16 protein-coding genes and 1 pseudogene are annotated in these 18,032 nt (G+C 68.2%); 9 read left to right on the forward strand and 8 right to left on the reverse strand.

Annotated features, from left to right (window positions below):
- Nucleotides 1-94: 94 nt before the first annotated feature.
- The gene (locus tag BLU18_RS15240; protein WP_394327343.1) at nucleotides 95-313 is read left to right on the forward strand and encodes a hypothetical protein; all 219 of its coding nucleotides are present in this window, start codon (nucleotides 95-97) and stop codon (nucleotides 311-313) included.
- On the opposite strand, the gene BLU18_RS14165 is transcribed toward BLU18_RS15240, so the two are convergent.
- The 3 genes from BLU18_RS14165 to BLU18_RS15300 all read right to left on the reverse strand — a co-directional run bounded on the left by BLU18_RS14165 (nucleotide 310) and on the right by BLU18_RS15300 (nucleotide 2,814).
- On the reverse strand, nucleotides 310-978 hold the full coding sequence (locus BLU18_RS14165; protein ID WP_092636038.1) for a TVP38/TMEM64 family protein: 669 nt from the start codon (nucleotides 976-978) through the stop codon (nucleotides 310-312). The genes BLU18_RS15240 and BLU18_RS14165 overlap by 4 nt on opposite strands.
- A gap of 58 nt (nucleotides 979-1,036) precedes the next feature.
- Nucleotides 1,037-2,356, reverse strand: a complete 1,320-nt coding sequence (locus BLU18_RS14170; protein WP_176791260.1) for an oligosaccharide flippase family protein — start codon at nucleotides 2,354-2,356, stop codon at nucleotides 1,037-1,039.
- Between the two features lie 194 nt (nucleotides 2,357-2,550).
- Complete coding sequence (locus BLU18_RS15300; protein WP_394327344.1) at nucleotides 2,551-2,814, reverse strand: hypothetical protein; 264 nt, start codon at nucleotides 2,812-2,814, stop codon at nucleotides 2,551-2,553.
- 243 nt (nucleotides 2,815-3,057) lie between these two features.
- On the opposite strand from BLU18_RS15300, the gene BLU18_RS14180 reads away from it, so the two are divergent.
- From BLU18_RS14180 to BLU18_RS14995, 6 genes are all read left to right on the forward strand, one after another.
- Nucleotides 3,058-4,260 carry a glycosyltransferase gene (locus BLU18_RS14180; protein ID WP_092636044.1) on the forward strand — a complete coding sequence of 401 codons (1,203 nt, stop codon included), beginning with the start codon at nucleotides 3,058-3,060 and terminating at the stop codon, nucleotides 4,258-4,260.
- A gap of 142 nt (nucleotides 4,261-4,402) precedes the next feature.
- Nucleotides 4,403-4,837, forward strand: coding sequence for a hypothetical protein (locus BLU18_RS14185; RefSeq protein ID WP_092636046.1), 435 nt, complete (start codon nucleotides 4,403-4,405; stop codon nucleotides 4,835-4,837).
- A gap of 332 nt (nucleotides 4,838-5,169) precedes the next feature.
- Nucleotides 5,170-5,670, forward strand: coding sequence for a metallophosphoesterase family protein (locus tag BLU18_RS14190; protein ID WP_092636048.1), 501 nt, complete (start codon nucleotides 5,170-5,172; stop codon nucleotides 5,668-5,670).
- Nucleotides 5,671-5,693: 23 nt separating this feature from the next.
- Nucleotides 5,694-6,452: a coenzyme F420-0:L-glutamate ligase gene (locus tag BLU18_RS14195; RefSeq protein ID WP_092636094.1), complete on the forward strand. Its 759-nt coding sequence runs from the start codon at nucleotides 5,694-5,696 to the stop codon at nucleotides 6,450-6,452.
- A 112-nt stretch (nucleotides 6,453-6,564) separates the two neighbouring features.
- Nucleotides 6,565-7,545: a 5,10-methylenetetrahydromethanopterin reductase gene (locus BLU18_RS14200; RefSeq protein ID WP_092636050.1), complete on the forward strand. Its 981-nt coding sequence runs from the start codon at nucleotides 6,565-6,567 to the stop codon at nucleotides 7,543-7,545.
- A 3-nt stretch (nucleotides 7,546-7,548) separates the two neighbouring features.
- Nucleotides 7,549-7,704, forward strand: a complete 156-nt coding sequence (locus BLU18_RS14995; protein WP_176791261.1) for a DUF7573 domain-containing protein — start codon at nucleotides 7,549-7,551, stop codon at nucleotides 7,702-7,704.
- 81 nt (nucleotides 7,705-7,785) lie between these two features.
- On the opposite strand, the gene mutL is transcribed toward BLU18_RS14995, so the two are convergent.
- The 5 genes from mutL to BLU18_RS14225 all read right to left on the reverse strand — a co-directional run bounded on the left by mutL (nucleotide 7,786) and on the right by BLU18_RS14225 (nucleotide 15,344).
- Nucleotides 7,786-9,432: a DNA mismatch repair endonuclease MutL gene (gene mutL, locus BLU18_RS14205; RefSeq protein WP_092636052.1), complete on the reverse strand. Its 1,647-nt coding sequence runs from the start codon at nucleotides 9,430-9,432 to the stop codon at nucleotides 7,786-7,788.
- The gene (gene mutS / locus BLU18_RS14210) at nucleotides 9,429-12,083 is read right to left on the reverse strand and encodes a DNA mismatch repair protein MutS (protein WP_092636054.1); all 2,655 of its coding nucleotides are present in this window, start codon (nucleotides 12,081-12,083) and stop codon (nucleotides 9,429-9,431) included. Before mutS ends, mutL begins: the two co-directional genes overlap by 4 nt.
- Nucleotides 12,084-12,126: 43 nt before the next feature.
- Nucleotides 12,127-14,355, reverse strand: coding sequence for an amino acid permease (locus BLU18_RS14215; protein ID WP_092636056.1), 2,229 nt, complete (start codon nucleotides 14,353-14,355; stop codon nucleotides 12,127-12,129).
- Nucleotides 14,352-14,807 carry a universal stress protein gene (locus BLU18_RS14220; RefSeq protein WP_092636058.1) on the reverse strand — a complete coding sequence of 152 codons (456 nt, stop codon included), beginning with the start codon at nucleotides 14,805-14,807 and terminating at the stop codon, nucleotides 14,352-14,354. The genes BLU18_RS14215 and BLU18_RS14220 overlap by 4 nt, the downstream gene beginning before the upstream one ends.
- Before the next feature lie 123 nt (nucleotides 14,808-14,930).
- Nucleotides 14,931-15,344, reverse strand: a complete 414-nt coding sequence (locus tag BLU18_RS14225) for a DUF7975 family protein (protein WP_092636060.1) — start codon at nucleotides 15,342-15,344, stop codon at nucleotides 14,931-14,933.
- Nucleotides 15,345-15,439: 95 nt separating this feature from the next.
- Here BLU18_RS14225 and BLU18_RS14230 point away from each other — a divergent pair.
- Together BLU18_RS14230 and BLU18_RS14235 are read left to right on the forward strand one after the other, a co-directional pair.
- Nucleotides 15,440-16,135: pseudogene (locus tag BLU18_RS14230) on the forward strand (type 1 glutamine amidotransferase domain-containing protein).
- A 48-nt stretch (nucleotides 16,136-16,183) separates the two neighbouring features.
- A complete protein-coding gene (locus BLU18_RS14235; protein WP_092636062.1) occupies nucleotides 16,184-17,980 on the forward strand; it encodes a site-2 protease family protein in 1,797 nt (598 codons plus the stop codon).
- Nucleotides 17,981-18,032 lie beyond the last annotated feature (52 nt).

An 18,032-nucleotide genomic window follows, 5' to 3' on the forward strand; every position in this document is an offset into this window, starting at 1 on the left:
TCATCAGCCTCCTCGCGTGGGGCCTAGAAGGAGTGGCACTTTGGTCGTTCTGGGCGGATTCAGCCCCAGAGCGTCGTTGCTCTCGGCTCTGTTCGTGTTCGGACTTGGATCGGTCATCGGTGCTGCGAGTTTACTTCCAGGGGGATTGGCCGCTGCCGAGGCGAGCATGGTCAGCACACTCGTCATTCTCGGCTACTCACGAACCATCGCAGTCAGTTCCACGCTGGTCATCCGCGTCGGTACGCTATGGTTCGGTGCAGTAATCGGGACGCTAGTGTTCCTGTCCTATCGGGCGTACCGTCGACGCAGTTAGAGCTCTCCGTCTCGATAGGCCCTCGCCACACGGTAAGCCGGCTGTGCGAGAATCAGTGCGGAAGCGAGCGATGCCCCGACCAGAAAGAGGACCCCAGTCCCTGAGATTGCCCCCAATGCAAAGCGATGTATAGACTGTCCGAGCAGAACGTAGAACAGGGCCCACGGCAGTTCACCCAGTAATGTCCCGATCGCGAAGGTCGTCGTCGAAACTCCGGCGACACCCGCAGTGTACGACACTGCATCCGCCGGCGCAGGCGATATCCGCGCTGCGATCATTCCGCGTACCTCCCCGGTTGTGTCGGCGACGGCAGCGCCTCGTTCAGCGAAGTGAGCGAAGTAATCTGATCGTTCTCGGAAGTGCGTCGCCACGATGTACGGCGGATAACTGGTGAACAACGTGCCGCACAGGGCAACGAGCAATCCTGCCGGAACACCGTACATGTAGCCGACGAACACCGAAAACGGACTAAGCGGCCACAGCAGAAATGGTCGTACGAGGTATAGCACGAATATCACGACGAGAATGGTGGTCCAGTGGTGGTGTCTCGACTGGATAGTATCCAGCAGCTGTGTCGGTGAGGTCCATAGACCGACCGCTCCGAGAAGAATCAGGAGAGTGAACGCGAGGAGCGCAAAGAGGGGTTGTCGGGAGAACGGCGACATCAGTAGTAATTCCGACGTGACGCTATTCAACGTTGTGTGACACCGGAAGCCACGGGAGCTACGACGTTCCGACGAGCGTCCGTAACGTGTCCCGACCGATATCGATAGCGGCGTGGCGCAGATACTCGTCGAGAACGAACATAAGCGAGACGTAGACTACCGCTCCGACTCCGACGACGGCGAGCAGTGATAGCCAGCCAGTAATCGGGTAGCTGTCGGCAAGATAATTGACTATACCCCACATAATCACCCCGCTACCGAGCTGATACGCCACTCGCGTCGGGGCGGCGATGCGCCCGAACTCGGAGCGGAGTAGCAGTGCGACGATGCTGAGGTCGACGATGTGCGAGATCACGACGGCGACGGTGACAGCCGTGATTCCGAACCGGGGGAGCAGCGTGACGATCAAAGCGACGCGAACGGCGAGCGCGACGGTCCTCGTCTTCATCGAAAGATCCGGACGGTCGCTACCGTCGAAAAAGGAGTCTGCGATGGTATCGTACGTATTGACGACGTGATAGAGACTGAGGACCGCGAGGACGGCACCCGTCCCGCTGAACGTCGGCCCGAAGACAGTCACCATTAACGCATCCGGGATGGCGAGACTCCCGAACATGATGGGAATCGCCAGAACCGCGGCATAGGCGGTTGAGAGTCGGAAGTCGTCGAGAGAAGAATCTGCATTCCCGTCGCTTGAGACGGCGGACACACGCACCATCAACGCCGGTGCGATGCTACCGCCGACATAGCTCCCGAGCATCAGCAGTCGCATCGCTGAGGTGTAGTACCCAGCGACGGCTTCTCCGAGGAACGTCCCGAGGATGAGCACCGGAAGCCTGTCATATATAGTGCCGAGTCCGGACGTGACGACGCTCCACTGGGCGAAGTCGGCGATCGACCGTAGCGTCGCCACGGACGGTCGTTCGACACTCACTTCGGAAGCCCACAGAACGACGAGTGCGACGACCATCGTCGTAAGAGCCGTGCCGGCGAGCAGACCAATGACGCCGAAGCCGGCGAGCAGGAACGCGACCTGTGCACCCGTCTCCACGATTCCGTGGGCGTTGTCAGTGAGCGTCGCAAAACCCGTCTTTCCCCGGCTCCGGTACGTGTCGAGTAGGAGCATATAGAAGATGCGGCTGGCGAAGACGGCGAACGCGCCGGCGACGATTGCGGGGCCGTATTGGAGCAGGGTGGGAGCGACAGCAAACACCGTGGCGACGATGGCCCCGATGGCCAGCGCGTATACCGCCCCATACGCGAGGCCCCCACCGAAGAATGTCGCGGGATCAAGGTCGCTCTCGCTCCCACGTTTCATCACCGACTGGCCGATGCCGGCGATTGGGAATAGACATACCTTCACGATGGCGAGAATCACGTAGAACTTCCCGAGGCCGTCGGCACCGAGGACGTTCGCGAAGAGGACGAGACCGAGAAAGCTGATACCCGCGTCGACGAAGTTCCCCGCGAGGGAGAGGCTTGCCTGATTACGGATGTTGATGAACTGACTGGAGTCCGAGTCGTCCTCGCGATCATCCATGTCTGGTCAGATGTAGACCACTGATACCGTGTTCACGTATCCTGCCCACAGACTCGCTTGATACCGTCCCCGATGCCCATCTTCCGCACCCAATCAACCTTGCTCGTCGCCTTTGAGATGTCGGCTATCATGTCGTAGACGTAGATATCGTTGGCGGATTGTGCGATGATATTCCCAGATACACCGCGACATTCGTCGTCAAGCGCGATAACGTCGTTGCCCGGGGCCAGATTGTTCGTGAGGTTCGGACCAATAAAGCCAGCATCGCCGGTAACGAGAATGCGCTTCTTCGGCATAATCCGCGATTTCGTCTTTTCGTCAATAAGCATGCTGTTTCAGTATAATCCCTGATGTTGTTAATTAGCCGGTAGCCGGAATATCTCCGGCTATGTGGAAAATATTCTTCATACATCGAAATGCTGCGTGTCGTATACGGCGTTCGAAAGAGAATAGATTGTTGTCGAAGATCTGACCGACCTCTCGAGATATATGAGAGCGAATCGGCACGAATAAACGAAGTCTGAGAGCTACACAAAAGTGTGCACCTCACCCAGGTCGCCCCCTACGTCACCTACCCACCACGGTTAGGCGGCGACCACCGCACCCACGGCCTGGTGAAGGAGTTCCCCCAACACGGGGACACGGTCACCCGCTTCTGTCAGGGGGGGTCGCCCGCGATGTACAAGTCACTCGACCTGCGGCGGACGGTCGAAATCGCGGAGCGATACACCGAATACCGCCATCTCCACCCGCTACACGAACTGTTGAAGGCGCCGATGCTCGTCGGCTACCCCAACGTCTTCCAGGGGCAGGCGCTGTCGGTGGCAAGTGACGGTCTCGGCACGCTGCTCGCCGACGCCGACGTGGTGCTCGCCCGCGAACCGTGGCAGACGCCGTACGTCCTCGACCACGTCGACGAGTCGACGCCCGTGGTGTTCTCCAGTCACAACGTCGAGACGGAGCGATTCGGAGACATCGACCAACCGCTGTTCGAGGGGTGGGTCGAGCGCCGGGTCGATGCGCTCGAACGCCGGTCCGTCGAGGGCGCGGACGCCATCGTCTGCACCAGCGAACGCGACGCGAACGTCTACCGCGAGACGTACGACCCCGGCGGTCCGATTCTCGTCGCGCCGAACGGCACCTACGAGGACGACCTGCGCGACCACCGCCCGGATACCGAGGCGGCGACGCGCGTCCGCCGACGCTACGGTATCTCACCGGACGCGACGGTCTGTCTGTTCATGGGGAGCAACTACAAGCCGAACGTCGAGGCCGCGGAAACCGTCGTCGACGTCGCCCGCGAGTTCGACGCGTCGGTTCACTTCCTCGTCATGGGAACCGTCGGCAACGCCCTCGAGGAGGCGGCCCTTCCGGCGAACGTCACCACGGCGGGGTACGTCGAGGACGATTTCGAAGCCCACTTCGACGCCACGGACATCGCCCTCAACCCGATGCAGTCGGGCGGCGGGACGAACATCAAACTCATCGACTACTTCGCGCGGAGCCTCCCTGTCGTCTCGACGCCATTCGGCGCCCGGGGACTGGACGCCACGCCCGACGAGCATCTCGTCGTCGCCGAGTGCGACGCGCTCCCGGCGGCGATTCGGCGCCTCGCCGACGCGCCGGAGCGGCGTCGAACGGTCGGAACCAACGCCCGCGAACTCGCCGCTTCGACGTACACGTGGGAAGCCTCGTCGCGCAAGCTCCGGCGGTTCGTCGTCGAGAAGTTCGGCCCGTTTTAACCCCTGTTTCCGACCCAGTTCATGCGCCGTTATCCCAGCTTATCTCGATTATATCCGGATTTAAGCCGGCTCAAACCGCAGAAATCCGGGTTGACGGGATGGGGGATTCAATACTCCTGAGCCACACGCACTGAGCGCAACGGTGACCCGAACGAAACTCATCGCGGTCGTGTTCGCCGCACTGGTGGTGGCCACCGGAACGGTCGCCGCAGTGCCCGGGAACGCGCCCGTGGACGTCGGTGCGGACGACCAGCGCGACGACCACCCCGAGGACGCCGATGACGCGAGTGCGGACGCCGACGATGCGGACAACGAGTCGGCAGACGGCCAGCCCGCTGATACTCCCGTGAGCGACGACGCTGACGCGGATGCGTCCGACGAAGCCGATGCAGGCGCGGCTGACGAGGCCGACCGTCGCGGCCCGCCCGCCGACCTGCCCGCAGCCGTGCCCGACCACATCGGCGAGATTCACGACGCCATCGGGTCGTTCCTGAGCGGTGACCTCGATGGCTCGCTCGGCGACGCCGTCAGCGACGCCACGCCCGACGAGGGTGACGAGGCCAGCGCCGACGCATAACTGACACACGCTCCCAACCCCCTGCGCCCTACTCCTGCCGTTCGTCCCCCGATTCGGCCCTTCATATTCGGCCGCGGCCGCCTCGACACCCGTAGTGTTGAGACTGCCCCGTTCAGTACACACCTCGCTCACCAGATTGGCGGATCGCCCTCGACAGAGCCCGAAATCTCCGCCCAGCGGCCGGTACCTGCCCGCGGCGTCGCTCCACCGACCGAGCAGTACCGCCGTCCGGCGGCGACGGAAGCAGGTGACGGCGTGTGTCACTCCGACTTCGCAGCCCGACGACACGAACGTTGGGACAACGATTTCACGCTCGGCGCCGACGGGCGGGTATGGAGTTGGCGATAATCAGCGACACGCACGTCCCCGGGCGGGCCGGCGGCGTGCCGGACTGGGTTCGGGCGCGGGTCGAGGCGGCGGACCACGTCGTCCACGCCGGCGATTTCGCGACCGAATCCGTCGTGGACGAGATACGGGCGCTCGCCGGCGGCGAGTTCACGGGCGTCCGCGGGAACGTCGACGACCGAAGCGTCGACCTGCCCCCCGTCGCCACCGTCGAGTGCGGCGGCGTCGAGTTCGTCGTCACCCACGGGACCGGCGACCGAATCGGCTACGAGGGCCGCGTCGCCGACGCGGTGACGACCCACGGCGGCCCGGACGCCGTCGGCATCGCCGGCCACACGCACGAACCCCTCGACGAGGTCCACGACGGCGTTCGCATCCTCAACCCCGGGTCGGCGACGGGCGCCGACCCCGCGACGGAGACGACGATGCTGACCGCCACGGTCGAGTCCGGCACCCTCGACGTGACGCTCCACAGCGGGGGCGACTGATGGCCGACGCCCCGTCGGAGGGAATGACAGTCTTTCCCGTCCCCGACCTCCCCGAAATCACGCCCGAGGACGACATCGCCGCCCTCGTCTCCGACCGGGTCGACCTCCGCCCGGACGACGTGGTCTGTGTGGCGAGTACGGTCGTTTCGAAAGCCGAGGGACGGGTCGCGGACCTCGAAGACTTCCCGGCGGGGCCGCGCGCCCGCGAAGTCGCCGCACGCCTCGAACGCGCGACGGGCGAGGAGAAGGACCCGCAGTTCGCGCAGGCGGTCCTCGAAGAGAGCACGGACCTCCTGATGGAGGCGCCCTTCCTCCTCACGGAGACGCGCTTCGGTCACGTCACGGTCAACGCGGGCATCGACCGCTCGAACGTGCCCGGCGGCGACCTGTTGCTCCTTCCCCGGCGACCGGACGAGAGTGCGGCCCGAATCGCGTCGGGACTGGATGCCGAGCGCGTGGTCGTCACCGACACCTGCGGGCGACCCTTCCGACACGGCCAGCGCGGCGTCGCGGTCGGCTGGGCGGGCACGCCCGCGGCCCGCGACTGGCGGGGCGAACACGACCGCGAGGGGCGCGAACTCGGCGTCACCGTCCAAGCCATCGTCGACGAACTCGCCGCCGCGGCCAACCTCGTCGCCGGCGAGGGCGCGGGCGGCACGCCGGTCGTCGTCGTCCGCGACTTCGAGTTCGGCGACCACGACGGCAGCGACGCCCTCTTTCGGGACGTGGAGGGCGATTTCGTCCGGCAGGCGCTTCGTGGGTGGTCGTTCGAGGACGATTGAGCGTCACCGTTCGCGGCAGACCCCGCGGACGACGAACGCTTTTTGCACGTCGACACTAATCCACGCACCCTATGATTCCGACGCGTTCGTCGCCGGGGAGGTACCGCCGCTGATGTTCGGATTCGAGCTCACGCCCGAGCATCCGCTGGACCGACTGGTCGACCTCGGCACGACGGTCGAACGCGCCGGCTACGACACGCTCTTCGTCTCCAGTCACTACAACAACCGCTCGCCCTTCGCGGCGCTCGCGCGCCTCGCCGACGCGACCGACACCGTCCGCCTCGGGCCGGGCGTCGTCAACCCGCTCGAACGCCACCCCGTGACGCTCGCGGGCGAGGTGGGGACGCTCGCCGAGGCCAGCGACGGCCGCGCCGTCTTCGGCATCGGCCCCGGCGACCCCTCGACGCTCCAGAATCTCGGCCTCGCCGACGACCGGGGCCTGCGCCCCGTCCTCGAGGCGTTCAAGGTCGCCCAACGGCTCTGGGACGGCGAGCGCGTCACCCACGACGGCACCTTCACCGCCGAGGACGCGGGCCTCAACTTCGAGGTGCCGACGCCGATTCCGACCTACGTCGGCGGCGAGGGGCCGCACATGTGCAAGATGGCGGCCAAGCACGCCGACGGTCTGCTGTTCAACGGCTCCCACCCCGCCGACCTGCGGTGGGCGCGCGACCAGGTCGAGGACGGACTCGACGACCGCCTCGACGGCCTCGGCGAGTTCGACCTCGCCGCCTACGCGAGCGTCAGCGTCGCGGAGGACGGCGAGGCCGCCCGCGCGGCCGCTCGACCCCCCGTCGCCTTCATCGCCGCCGGCGCCGCCCCGCCGGTCCTCGACCGGCACGACCTGGACCACGACCGCGCCGCGGCCATCGGCGACGCCCTCAGCGCCGGCGACTTCTCCGAGGCGTTCGACCGCGTCTCGCCCGCGATGGTCGAGGCCTTCTGCGTCGCGGGGACGGTCGACGAGGTGGCCGACCGCCTCGCGGCGGTTCTCGACCACGCCGACAGCGTCGTCGTCGGGTCGCCCATCGGCCCGGACCTCGACACCGCCATCGACCTCGCGGCGACGGCGCACGACCGCGCGACGGAGTGACAGATGGCCGACCACACAGCCGATGCCGACGCGCCCGCCCCCGCCACCCCGACTGCCCGGTGGACTGCCGACGGCACCTGCGACGCCTGCAGCGCCGTCGTCTCTTGGCGCTGGCGCGACGGTGAGCGGTACGTCTGTGCCGACTGCAAGGAGTGGTGAGTATCCTGTCGGCTGTGAGTCGATACAGACGTTCGGCACTCCGGGGTGCCGAACGTCTCGCACCAGTTACAGCCGACAGTATCAGCCGCGCCGCGGGTGGCGCTCGAAGGCGTTCGCGAGATGCGTTTCGTCGAGCGCCAGTACCGTCGGCCGGCCGTGCGGGCAGGCGAAGGGTTGCTCGCAGGCTCCGAGTCGTTCGACGAGTGCCGCGGCGTCGTCGCAGTCGAGCGTGTCGCCCGCCTTGAGCGACGGGTGACAGGCCAAGTCCGCGAGGAGTTCGTCCCGCGGGTCGGCGTCGCCGCCCTCGCGCAGCGCCGCGAGCGTCGTTTCGAGTGCGTCGGCGTCCGCGACCCGGCCGAACGGGGCGGGCACGGCCCGAATCCGGACCGTCCCGCCGCCGAAGGGGTCGCAGTCGAAGCCGAGGGCACTGAGTTCGTCCGCGTACCGTTCGACGGCGGCCACCTCGCTCGGCGAAAGCGCCCGCGTCACCGGCGGGTCGAGCGTCGCCGACGGCGCCTCCGTGCCGTCGAGGGCGTCGCGCAGGCGCTCGTAGTTGACTCGCTCGTGGGCGGCGTGCTGGTCGATTACCAGCAACTCGTCGCCCGCCTCACAGAGCAGGTACAGGTCGCGAAACTGCCCGACGAACGTCGCGTCGCCCAGCCGCGACGACTCGCGCTCGACGGGGCCGAGCGCCGCGTCGAGGTCCATCGCCACGTCCGCCGACCGCCGGAGGTCCGCCGTTTCGAGTGCGTCCGCCACGGCGTCTTCGACTGCCGACGCGACGGCGTCGGCCGCCCGGAGCGCCACCGTCTGCTTCGTCGGGTGGACGTTCTGGTCGACCGCCTCGGGCGGAAGTGACACGTCGAGCGCCGCGACGGGGTGGCGGTCGTTCGGCAGGAGCGACCCGTAGCCGCGCTCGACTGCTCGGCGGAGCGACGGGACGGCGACGGGTCGGCCGTTGACCGCGAGGCGGGTGTGCTCGCTCGCGGCACGCGTGACGGACGGGTAGGCGAGCAGGCCCCGGATTCGGACTGCCAGCTCCCGGCCGTCGACGGACAGCGTCGTCTCGGCGTCGAGGGTCGTGCTCTCGCGAGCCACCTCCCGGCCGTAGACGGCGAGGGCGGCGTCGACTGGGTCGCCCGACCCCGGCGTCGCGAACACTCGCTGCCCGTCGTGTTCGAGGACGACGGCCACCTCGGGGCGCAGGAGGGCGTAGGCCGACACGCGCTCGCTGAGTTGCTCGAACTCCGTCGCCGGCGCGGCCAGCGACTCCTTCCGCGCCGGGCGGTTGTAGAACAGGTCGCGCACCTCGACGGTCGTCCCTCGGCCCCGCCCCGCGTCCGCGACGCTCACGTCGTCGCCGTCGACGCGCACTCGCGTCCCGCGCCTGCCGCCGTCGTTGGTCGTGAGCGTGAGTCGCGCCACGTCCGCGATGCTCGCCAGCGCCTCGCCCCGGAAGCCCAGCGTGTCGACGCCCGTCAGGTCGCCGTCCGGGAGCTTGCTCGTCGTGTGGCGCTCGACGGCCATCGGCGCCTCGGACTCGCTCATCCCTCGCCCGTCGTCGACGACGCGAATCCGCTCGGTGCCGTCGCCCGCCACCTCGATTTCGACTCGCTCTGCGCCCGCGTCGAGGGCGTTCTCGACGAGTTCGACGACGACGCGGGCCGGCCGAGTCACCACCTCGCCCGCGGCGATGCGGTCGACCGTCTCCCGGTCCAGTCGCCTCATTCTCCCACCCGGTCTTGCAGCTCCGCGAGGAGGGTCAGCGCCTCGATTGGCGTCGTCGTCGCGAGGTCCGTCTCCCGGAGCGTCGCCGCCACGTCGTCGAGGGCGTCGTCGGCCGTCGTCGCCTCCGCTGCCGTCGCGCCGTCGAGTGTCGCTTGGACGCGCTCGTCGTGACCGTTCGTCTCGGGAGTCGTTTCGTCGCCGCTGTCCACCAATCCTCGCGCGCGCTCGACCACCGGGTCGGGGACGCCCGCGAGGCGCGCGACTTCGACGCCGTACGACGACGAGGCGGGTCCCTCGGCGACGCGGTGGAGGAAGGTCACGTCGTCGCCGTCGCGTTCGGCCGCGAAGTGCAGGTTGCGGACACCCTCGTGTGCCGAGGCCAGTCCCGTCAGGTCGTGGTAGTGTGTGGCAAAGAGCGTCGTCGCACCCACCTCGTCGTGGAGGAACTCGACGGTGGCGCGGGCGATGGCGCGGCCGTCCGCTGTGCTCGTCCCGCGCCCAACCTCGTCCAAGAGGACGAGCGACGCCGGCGTCGCCTCGTGGAGAATCGACGTGAGTTCGGTCATCTCGCGCATGAACGTCGACTGCCCGCCCGCGATGTCGTCGCTCGCGCCGACGCGGGTGAACACCCGGTCGACGACGGGCAGGCGCGCGGCGTCCGCGGGCACGAAACTCCCCACCTGCGCGAGGACGACGACCAGCGCCACCTGCCGCATGTACGTCGATTTCCCGCTCATGTTCGGGCCGGTGACGAGCGTCACGCTCCCCGGCGGGAGCGCGGCGTCGTTCGGGACGAACCGCGCCTGCGTCTCCTCGACTACCGGATGCCGCCCGGCCTCGATTTCGACGCCGCCGTCGTGGAACGTCGGCCGAACGTACTCTCGCTCGACGGCCACCGTCGCGAGCGTCGCGAGGGCGTCGAGTTCCGCCAGCGCGTCCGCAAGCGCCTGGAGGAGGTCCGTCTCCTCCGCGACGCTCGCCCGCACCTCGCGGAAGCGCTCGTACTCCAGCGAGTCGGCGCGCTCGGCCGCGCCCAGAATCTCGTCCTCGCGCTGTTTGAGTTCCGGCGTGTAGAACCGCTCCGCGTTCTTCAGCGTCTGGCGCCGGGTGTAGTCGTCGGGCACGCGGTCCAGGTTCGGGTCGGTCACCTCGATGTAGTAACCGTGGACCTGATTGTGCCCGACCGAGAGCGAGTCAATGCCCGTCCGCTCCCGTTCCCGGGCTTCGAGGTCGGCCACCCACGCTCGACCCTCTCGCTCCGTCGCCCGCAGGTCGTCGAGTTCCTCGTCGAACCCCTCGCGAATCACGCCCCCCTCGGTCACTTCGACCGGGGGGTCGGGCTGGATTGCCCGGTCGATGAGATTCCGCACCTCGTCCAGTGGGTCGATGCGCTCGCGCAGGTGATCGAGGCGCGCCGCATCGTCCGCGACTGCCGAGAGCCCCGCCAGCACGTCCGGGACGGCGTCGAGCGTCGCGCCCAGTGAGCGCAGGTCGCGGGCGTTCGCCCGCCCGCGCGACACCCGCCCAGTCAGGCGTTCGAGGTCGTACACCTCGGCCAGCGCGGCGCGAATCTCCTCGCGGGCGAGGGCGTCGTCGTCGAGGGCCGCCACGGCGTCGTGACGCGCCTCGATGGCCTCGCGGTCGATCAGCGGGCGGCGGAGCCACCCGTCGAGCGCTCGCCGACCCAGCGCACACGCCGTCTCGTCGAGCACGCTGAACAGCGTCTCGCTCGCGCCCGCGCCCCGGTTCTCGAAGAGTTCGAGGCTCCGAATCGCCGTCGCGTCGAGGCCGAGCGCCTCCCGCGGGTCGTAGTGGGTGATTCGCGTGACGTATTCGAGGGGGCCGTCGTCGCCCTGCGTCCACTCGGCGTACGCGAGCACCGTCCCGCAGGCCCGGCGCTCGGCGTCGCTCTCCACGACCGCGTCGGGGTTCGAGACGTAGGATTCGAGCCGTTCGGTGGCCTCGTCGTCGCTCATCCCCGCCGCCTCGTGGTCGGTCGCCATCGGCGACACCGACAGCGCCTCGCGGTCGACGGACGCGTCCGGGCCGACGAGTAGTTCGGCGGGCGTGAGGCGGTCGAGTTCGGCCGCCAGACTCGCGTCGTCCGCGACGCTCGTCACCAAGCACTCGCCGGTCGCGGCGTCGACGGCGGCGACGGCCCGCGTCTCGCCCACTCGACGCACCGCAGCGACGTAGTTTTTCGTCCCCGTGCCCAGCAACTCGTCGTCGAGGACGGTCCCCGGCGTCACCACCTGCGTCACCGCGCGGTCGACGAGGCCCGACGCCTCCTCGGGCGTCTCGACCTGTTCGGCGATGGCAACGCGGTAGCCCGAATCGAGCAGTCGCTCGACGTACGTCGCGGCGTTGTCGACAGGAATCCCCGCCATCGGGTAGGTGCCCGTGCTGTCCTCGCGTTCGGTCAGGGTAAGTTCGCAGACGCGCGCCGTCTCCGCGGCCGCCTCGCAGTAGGTCTGATAGAAGTCACCGTTCTGGAAGAGGAGGAGGGCGTCCTCGTACTCGGCACACAGGTCGAAGTACTGACTCAGCATCGGCGTCAGTTCCTCGCGGACGTCGACCATGCCGTCCGGGGGGCCGGTCACCGCGTCGGCATCGACGCCGACGCCCCCACTCGCGTCCGAATCCGCGTTCATGTCCGCTACCGGGCGGTCGAGGGATAAAAACCGTCAGGTTGGGTCAGCCGAACAGCCGTTCCAGCAGCCCTCGGTCGCGCTCGCGTTCGGCCAGCAGGACCGAGCAGTCCACCTCGTCGACCACGTCGAGTGCGAGGGCGCCCCGCACGAGTCGGTCGAGGAGGCCCCGCTCCGTCGCACCGATGATAAGCATCGTGGCGTCCGCCGCTTCCGCTTCGATGGCTGCCTCCACGTCGCCCGAGCGCACGACGAGCTCCGCCCCTTCGAGGCCGTGCTCTGTCGCCCACTCTTCGAGGAACGCTTCGCCCGCCGCAACGTCGTCGGCGACGTGGAGCACCCGCACCTCGGCGTCGCGGGCCGTCCGTAGGAGCGCCGCCACCTCCGCGGCGAGTTCGGAGTCCGGGCCTCCGGCCGTCGGCACGACGATTCGGGACGGGTCGAAGCCCCGGTCTCTGAGCACAAGCATGTCGCAGGGCAGGGAGCTGACGAGTTCGTCCATCGTCCCCTCGACCCGCCCCGGGGCGCCGTGGGCGCCGGGGTTCCAGCCCATCACCACGAGGTCGGCGTCGTGAGTGCGCGCCGCGTCGAAGACGCCCTCGTAGGAGCGATGCGAGAGGATGGTGTGGGTCTCCACGTCGACGCCGAACGTCTCGGCGTCCGCCCGCGCCCGGTCGAGGAGGAACTTCGAGGTTTCGTCGATGTCGTCGCTCCGGCCGCGGGCGCGTTCGAGTGCCGTCTGGTCCGGCACCGTGATGATGTGGGTGGCGACGACCGTCCCCCCGTGCGCCTTGGCGATGATGCTCGCGAGCTCTATCAGTTCGGCCTCGTGCTCCGGATTCGCCAGCGGCACCATCACTCGGTACTCGCCGCCGTCCGGTTGCACGCTCGCGGCGGCGTCGACGGCGGCGTCCGGCAGGTCCTCGGCCCGGTTGAGGATGTACTCGGAGAGGACGCCCTGCTTGGTGGCGCGGGACCGCGCGTAAGCGAAGTACCAGACGATGGCACCCGCGACGAGCAGGGCGCTGAACGCGATGACCAGCGGCGCGATGAAGACGATGAGACCGAGAGCGGTGAGCGCGCCCAGAATCGGCACCACCGGATAGAGCGGCACCGTGTAGTCCGGGTCGTAGTCCGACGGCTCGGCCTCCCGCATCACGATGAGTGCGACGTTGAGGAGGGCGTAGATGAGCAGGTGGAGGACACTCCCCATCGCCGCCAGCGTCTCGACCGTCCCGGCGGCGATGAAGAAGACGATGAGCGCGCCCGTGATGGCGATGGCGCGATACGGGGTGGCGAAGCGCGGGTGAATCTCGTTGAGCGACTCGCTGACGATGCCGTCACGCCCCATCGCGAAGTTGATGCGCGAGGAGGCGAGGATGGAGGCGTTGGCGCTGGAGGCGGTGGCCAGCAAGCCCCCGAGGAGCATGGCGATGGCGCCCGCCGGCCCGAGCAACAGGCGCGCGACTTCGACGACGGCGATTTGTTCGTTCGGGAGCGCGTCGATGAACCCCTGTTCGACCGCGGCGGCCATCGTCACCAGTACGAGCACGTAGATGACGGTGACGAGGAGGACGCTGCCGATGACCGCCCGCGGCAGGTTGACGCCGGGATTCTTGATCTCCTCGGCGACGCTCGTAATCTGGACGAAGCCGAGATAGGAGACGAAGACGATGCCCGTCACCGCCATCGTGTCGCTGAACGTCGCCGCGGGCGGCAGGTTCGCCGGGTCGGCGCGGAGCGCACCGTAGGCGGTGAAGACGGCCAAAATCCCAACCAGTAGGATGACGATGATGTTCTGCAGCCGCCCCGTCTCCTTCGCGCCGACGTAGTTGATGGCGATGAAGAGTATCGCCCCCGCGAGCGCGATGACCTTCACTGGGTCGAGAGCGATTGGGCCGACGCCGACCGTCCCCGTCAGCCCGAATATCTGCTGGATGTACTGGCCGAAGCCGACCATGTAGAACGCGGAGGCGAAGGCGAGGCCGAGCCAGTTGGCCCACCCCGCAATCGACCCGAACAGCGGGCCGAGCGCGTGGTTGACGTAGTAGTACGCCCCGCCCGACTTGGGCATGGCCGTCCCGAGTTCGCTTGCCGAAAACGCCGTCAGCAGGGCGATACCGCCGCCGAGGAGGAAGGCGACGACGGCGAACGACCCCGCCTGACTGATGGCCGTTCGCGGCAGGACGAAGATGCCCGCGCCAATCATCGTCCCGACGCCGATGGTCAGCGCCGCCAGCGGACCGAGGTCTTTCGCGAGTTCTTCGTCGCTCACTGCTCGGCCTCCACGTCCGGCAACACGACCACCGGTCGGTCGCTCTCGCTGACGAGTCGGTCACGCACGTTCCCCGTCAGGAGGTCGAGCAGCCACGACCCGTCCCGGGGGTGGAAGACGATGGCGCTCGCGTCGACGTCGGTCGCGGCGTCGATAATCGTCGCCGCCACGTCCGTCCCGTAGCGAATCTCCGTCTCCACGTCGACGCCCGCGTCGGCGGCGGCCTCGCGGACGACGGCGAACGCGTCTTCCGCCGCCGCCTCACGCTGTTCGACCGAGGCCTTGTCGGGCGCGCCGCCGGCTTTCTCGACGACGTGGACGACGACCGGGCGGCCGCCTTCGGCGGCGATGCGAGGGAACGCCGCCCGGCACGTCTCGCGCGCGTCGTCCTCGCTCGCGACGGGGATTAGTGGACGCGACAGGAGGGACGGCGGGTCGGCGGTCTCGCTCACGTCGCGTCACACCTCGTTGCGCGCCTGACGTGATTTCGTCCGTTCATACAGGGAGTCCGGGGCGCGACGACCATCACGTTTCCTATACCGACGAGTCCCGGTCGATGGGTGCGTCCCCGCCGCTCAGACCTGTGTCACCCACGCCCGGTAGTCGTCGTCGAGTTCGTAGGTGGCCTGGAGGGCGCGGTCGGCGAACTGCCCCAGTCGGTTGGCGTCCGACCGGGCGGTGATTCGGACGTTCGCCCCCTCGGCCTCGTCGGGGCGTTCGATTTTCTCGATGCGACACTCGGGGAACTCCGAGAGTAGCCCCTTCAGGCGGTCGAGTTCCGCGTCGGAGCAATCGAGGTTGAACGTCTCGTCCGCGAACTGAATCCACGGGACCGGTTCGGGGTCGTCGGCGTCCGGGTCGATGCCCGGCGCGTCTTCGGCGTCGACTTCGATAGTCAGGAACTGGCTCCCGCGGTTCCGGTGGGCGAGCACCGCTTCCGCGAACAGTTTGCACCGGGCGCCGGTGTCGGCGGCGTCGAAGCGTGTCATGGATGCCCTTTCTGGCGCCACGGGAAAAAGCCGCGCGGGTTCCGAATCGCCGCCACCGCGTCTCTCTTTACGCCGCCGCTCCTATCCCGCCGCGTATGCCATCCGCACTGTTCGTCGTCAGCGAGGAGGGGGGTACTGGGGAGAGGAATGCATCGAGCCGTTGACGACGCTCGACGCGGCGGGCGTCGACATCACCGTCGCGACGCCGACTGGGTCGCCGCCCGTCGTCGACGAGCGGTCGGTCGACCCGGCCAACGTCGGCGAGGAGACGGCGGCCCCACGTCCGAGACGTCCACGAGACGGACGCGCGACTCAACGACCCCGAATCGATTACAGCGGTCGACGCCGCCGACTACGACGCCGTCGTCTTCCCCGGCGGGCACGGGACGGAGTGGGACGTCAATCAGGACCGCCACGCGCGGGCGCTCCTCCGAGACACCGTCGAGGGCGACGGGACGGCGCTCGTCGTCTGCCACGCCGTCGGCATCCTCGCGTTCACCCGGACGAGCGACGGCGACTTCCTCGTCGACGGGCGCGACGTGACCGGCTTCCCGAACGAGTGGGAGGAGGGAATCGTCGACGACCACGACCTGATGCCAGACGGCCGGAAGCTGCCGTACTGGGTCGAAGACGAGGTGAAAGCCGCGGGCGCGAACTGGGACGCCGAACTCGACGCCGACACCTCCGTCACCGTCGACGGGTCGCTCGTCACCGCCCGCGGCCCGGGGTCCTCGGCCGCCGCGGCGCGGACGCTGCTTGCCGAACTCGGTATCGACGCCCCCGACGCGTAGCCGCCGTATCCGAACGCCTTTTGCCGTCGCGGCCTTCTCTCGGCTCGAATGAACACGCTGCTGTGGGTGCTCGTCGGTATCCTCGTCTACTCTCTCGCAGCGAAGGCCCTCCAGATTCGCGGCTACCTGCCCGATTCCGTGCGACTGCAGGGGCCGATTGCGACGATACACACGAAGCGCGGGCGCGCCCTGCTCACCCGCCTCGCCAAGCCCAAACGCTTCTGGCGAGCATGGAGCAACGTCGGTGTCGGCGTCGCCCTCGTCATCATGGTCGGGATGTTCGTCCTCCTGCTCTTTCAGGCCATCTCCATCCTCCGCAACCCGCCGGCGCCGTCGGCGGTCAACCAGCCCGAGAACTTCCTCGTCGTCCCCGGCGTCAACGACTTCCTTCCTCTCTCGGTCGCTCCGGAAATCGTCTTCGGCCTGCTGGTCGGCCTCGTCGTCCACGAGGGCGGGCACGGCCTGCTCTGTCGCGTCGAGGACATCGACATCGACTCGATGGGCGCCGTCTTCCTCGCGTTCATCCCCGTCGGCGCCTTCGTCGAACCCGACGAGGAGAGCCAGTCGAACGCGAACCGCGGGGCGCGAACCCGGATGTTCGCCGCGGGCGTGACGAACAACTTCGTCCTGACCGCCATCGCCTTCGCGCTCCTGTTCGGCCCCGTCGTCGGCGCAGTCGGCGTCGCCCCCGGCGTCGCCGTCGACGGCGCATACGCGGGGTCGCCGGCGTCGGCCGCCGGCATCGACAACGGCGACCGCATCACCGCCATCGAGGGGACGAACGTGACGACCGAACGCGACCTCGATAACGCGCTCCTCGCCGCCGAGGACCGCACCGTCAGCGTCGAAGTCGACGGCGAGCGGACGGTGCAAGTCGAGCGCTCCCTCGTCGCCGTCGGGAGTGTCGACGGCAACCCCGCGAACCTGACGGTCGAAGACGACCCCATCGGCATCACCGCGGTTAACGGGACGGCGGTCCAGACGCGCGGCGAACTCCAGTCGGCGCTCGAAGACGCCGGCGACTTCGCTCGCGTCGAGACGACGGCCGGCACGCGAACGATTCCCGTCGGGGCGTACGTCACTCGCGCCGCCCCCGACGGACCGATAGCCAACGCCTCCGGCGACGACCTCGCGAACACCTCGTTCCTCATCGCCGGGATCGACGGCGAGCGCATCACCTCCTCGACGGACCTCGCGCGCACCCTCGACGGGTACGACGACGGTGACCGCGTCAGCGTCCGCGTCTACGCCGACGGCGCGTTCCAGTCCTACGACGTGCGCCTCGGCGAGACCCCGCGCGACGGCAACGCCTTCGTCGGCGTCGACCTCTTCCCCGGTACGAGCGGATTGCTCGTCACCGACTTCGGCGTCCGCACCTACCCCGCCGCCACCTACCTCGAACTCCTCGGCGGGTCCGGCGGTGGCGGCGAGGGGTCGATGTTCCCCGGCCTGACGGATTCGCCGTTCGCCTTGGTGTACGTCGCCCTCGTTCTCCCCCTCGCCTCCATCGTCCTCGGCATCCCCAACTTCCCCGGGTTCACGCCCGCAGTCACCGACTTCTACGTGATTCAGGGACCGCTGGCGCCCCTCGGTGACGGGGTGTTCATCTTCGCGAACGTCCTCTTCTGGACGGCGTGGGTGAACCTCCAACTCGGCCTGTTCAACTGCATCCCGGGCTACCCGCTCGACGGCGGGCGCATCCTGCGGATGGGCGCCGAAGCCGTGGTGTCGCGGCTCCCCGTCTCGGACTCCGAGCGACTGGTGCAGACCATCACCACCAGCATCGGGTTGACGATGCTCGCGTCGCTCATCCTGATGATCTTCGGGCCGCAGTTGCTTTCGTAGGTCGCTTCCCACTCGTTGGAAGCGACACACAACTCCCATACCCCCCCAGTGC

The organism is Haloplanus vescus (genome assembly GCF_900107665.1).
In the GTDB taxonomy this organism is placed as follows: Archaea; Halobacteriota; Halobacteria; order Halobacteriales; family Haloferacaceae; genus Haloplanus; species Haloplanus vescus.

Bases quoted from the DNA above. Each gene is read 5' to 3' on its own strand.
- BLU18_RS14165 (WP_092636038.1), bottom strand. From the start codon at position 978: ATGTCGCCGTTCTCCCGACAACCCCTCTTTGCGCTCCTCGCGTTCACT.
- BLU18_RS15300 (WP_394327344.1), bottom strand. From the start codon at position 2,814: ATGCCGAAGAAGCGCATTCTCGTTACCGGCGATGCTGGCTTTATTGGT.
- BLU18_RS14190 (WP_092636048.1), top strand. From the start codon at position 5,170: ATGGAGTTGGCGATAATCAGCGACACGCACGTCCCCGGGCGGGCCGGC.
- BLU18_RS14195 (WP_092636094.1), top strand. From the start codon at position 5,694: ATGACAGTCTTTCCCGTCCCCGACCTCCCCGAAATCACGCCCGAGGAC.
- BLU18_RS14200 (WP_092636050.1), top strand. From the start codon at position 6,565: ATGTTCGGATTCGAGCTCACGCCCGAGCATCCGCTGGACCGACTGGTC.
- BLU18_RS14995 (WP_176791261.1), top strand. From the start codon at position 7,549: ATGGCCGACCACACAGCCGATGCCGACGCGCCCGCCCCCGCCACCCCG.
- mutL (WP_092636052.1), bottom strand. From the start codon at position 9,432: ATGAGGCGACTGGACCGGGAGACGGTCGACCGCATCGCCGCGGGCGAG.
- mutS (WP_092636054.1), bottom strand. From the start codon at position 12,083: ATGAACGCGGATTCGGACGCGAGTGGGGGCGTCGGCGTCGATGCCGAC.
- BLU18_RS14225 (WP_092636060.1), bottom strand. From the start codon at position 15,344: ATGACACGCTTCGACGCCGCCGACACCGGCGCCCGGTGCAAACTGTTC.
- BLU18_RS14235 (WP_092636062.1), top strand. From the start codon at position 16,184: ATGAACACGCTGCTGTGGGTGCTCGTCGGTATCCTCGTCTACTCTCTC.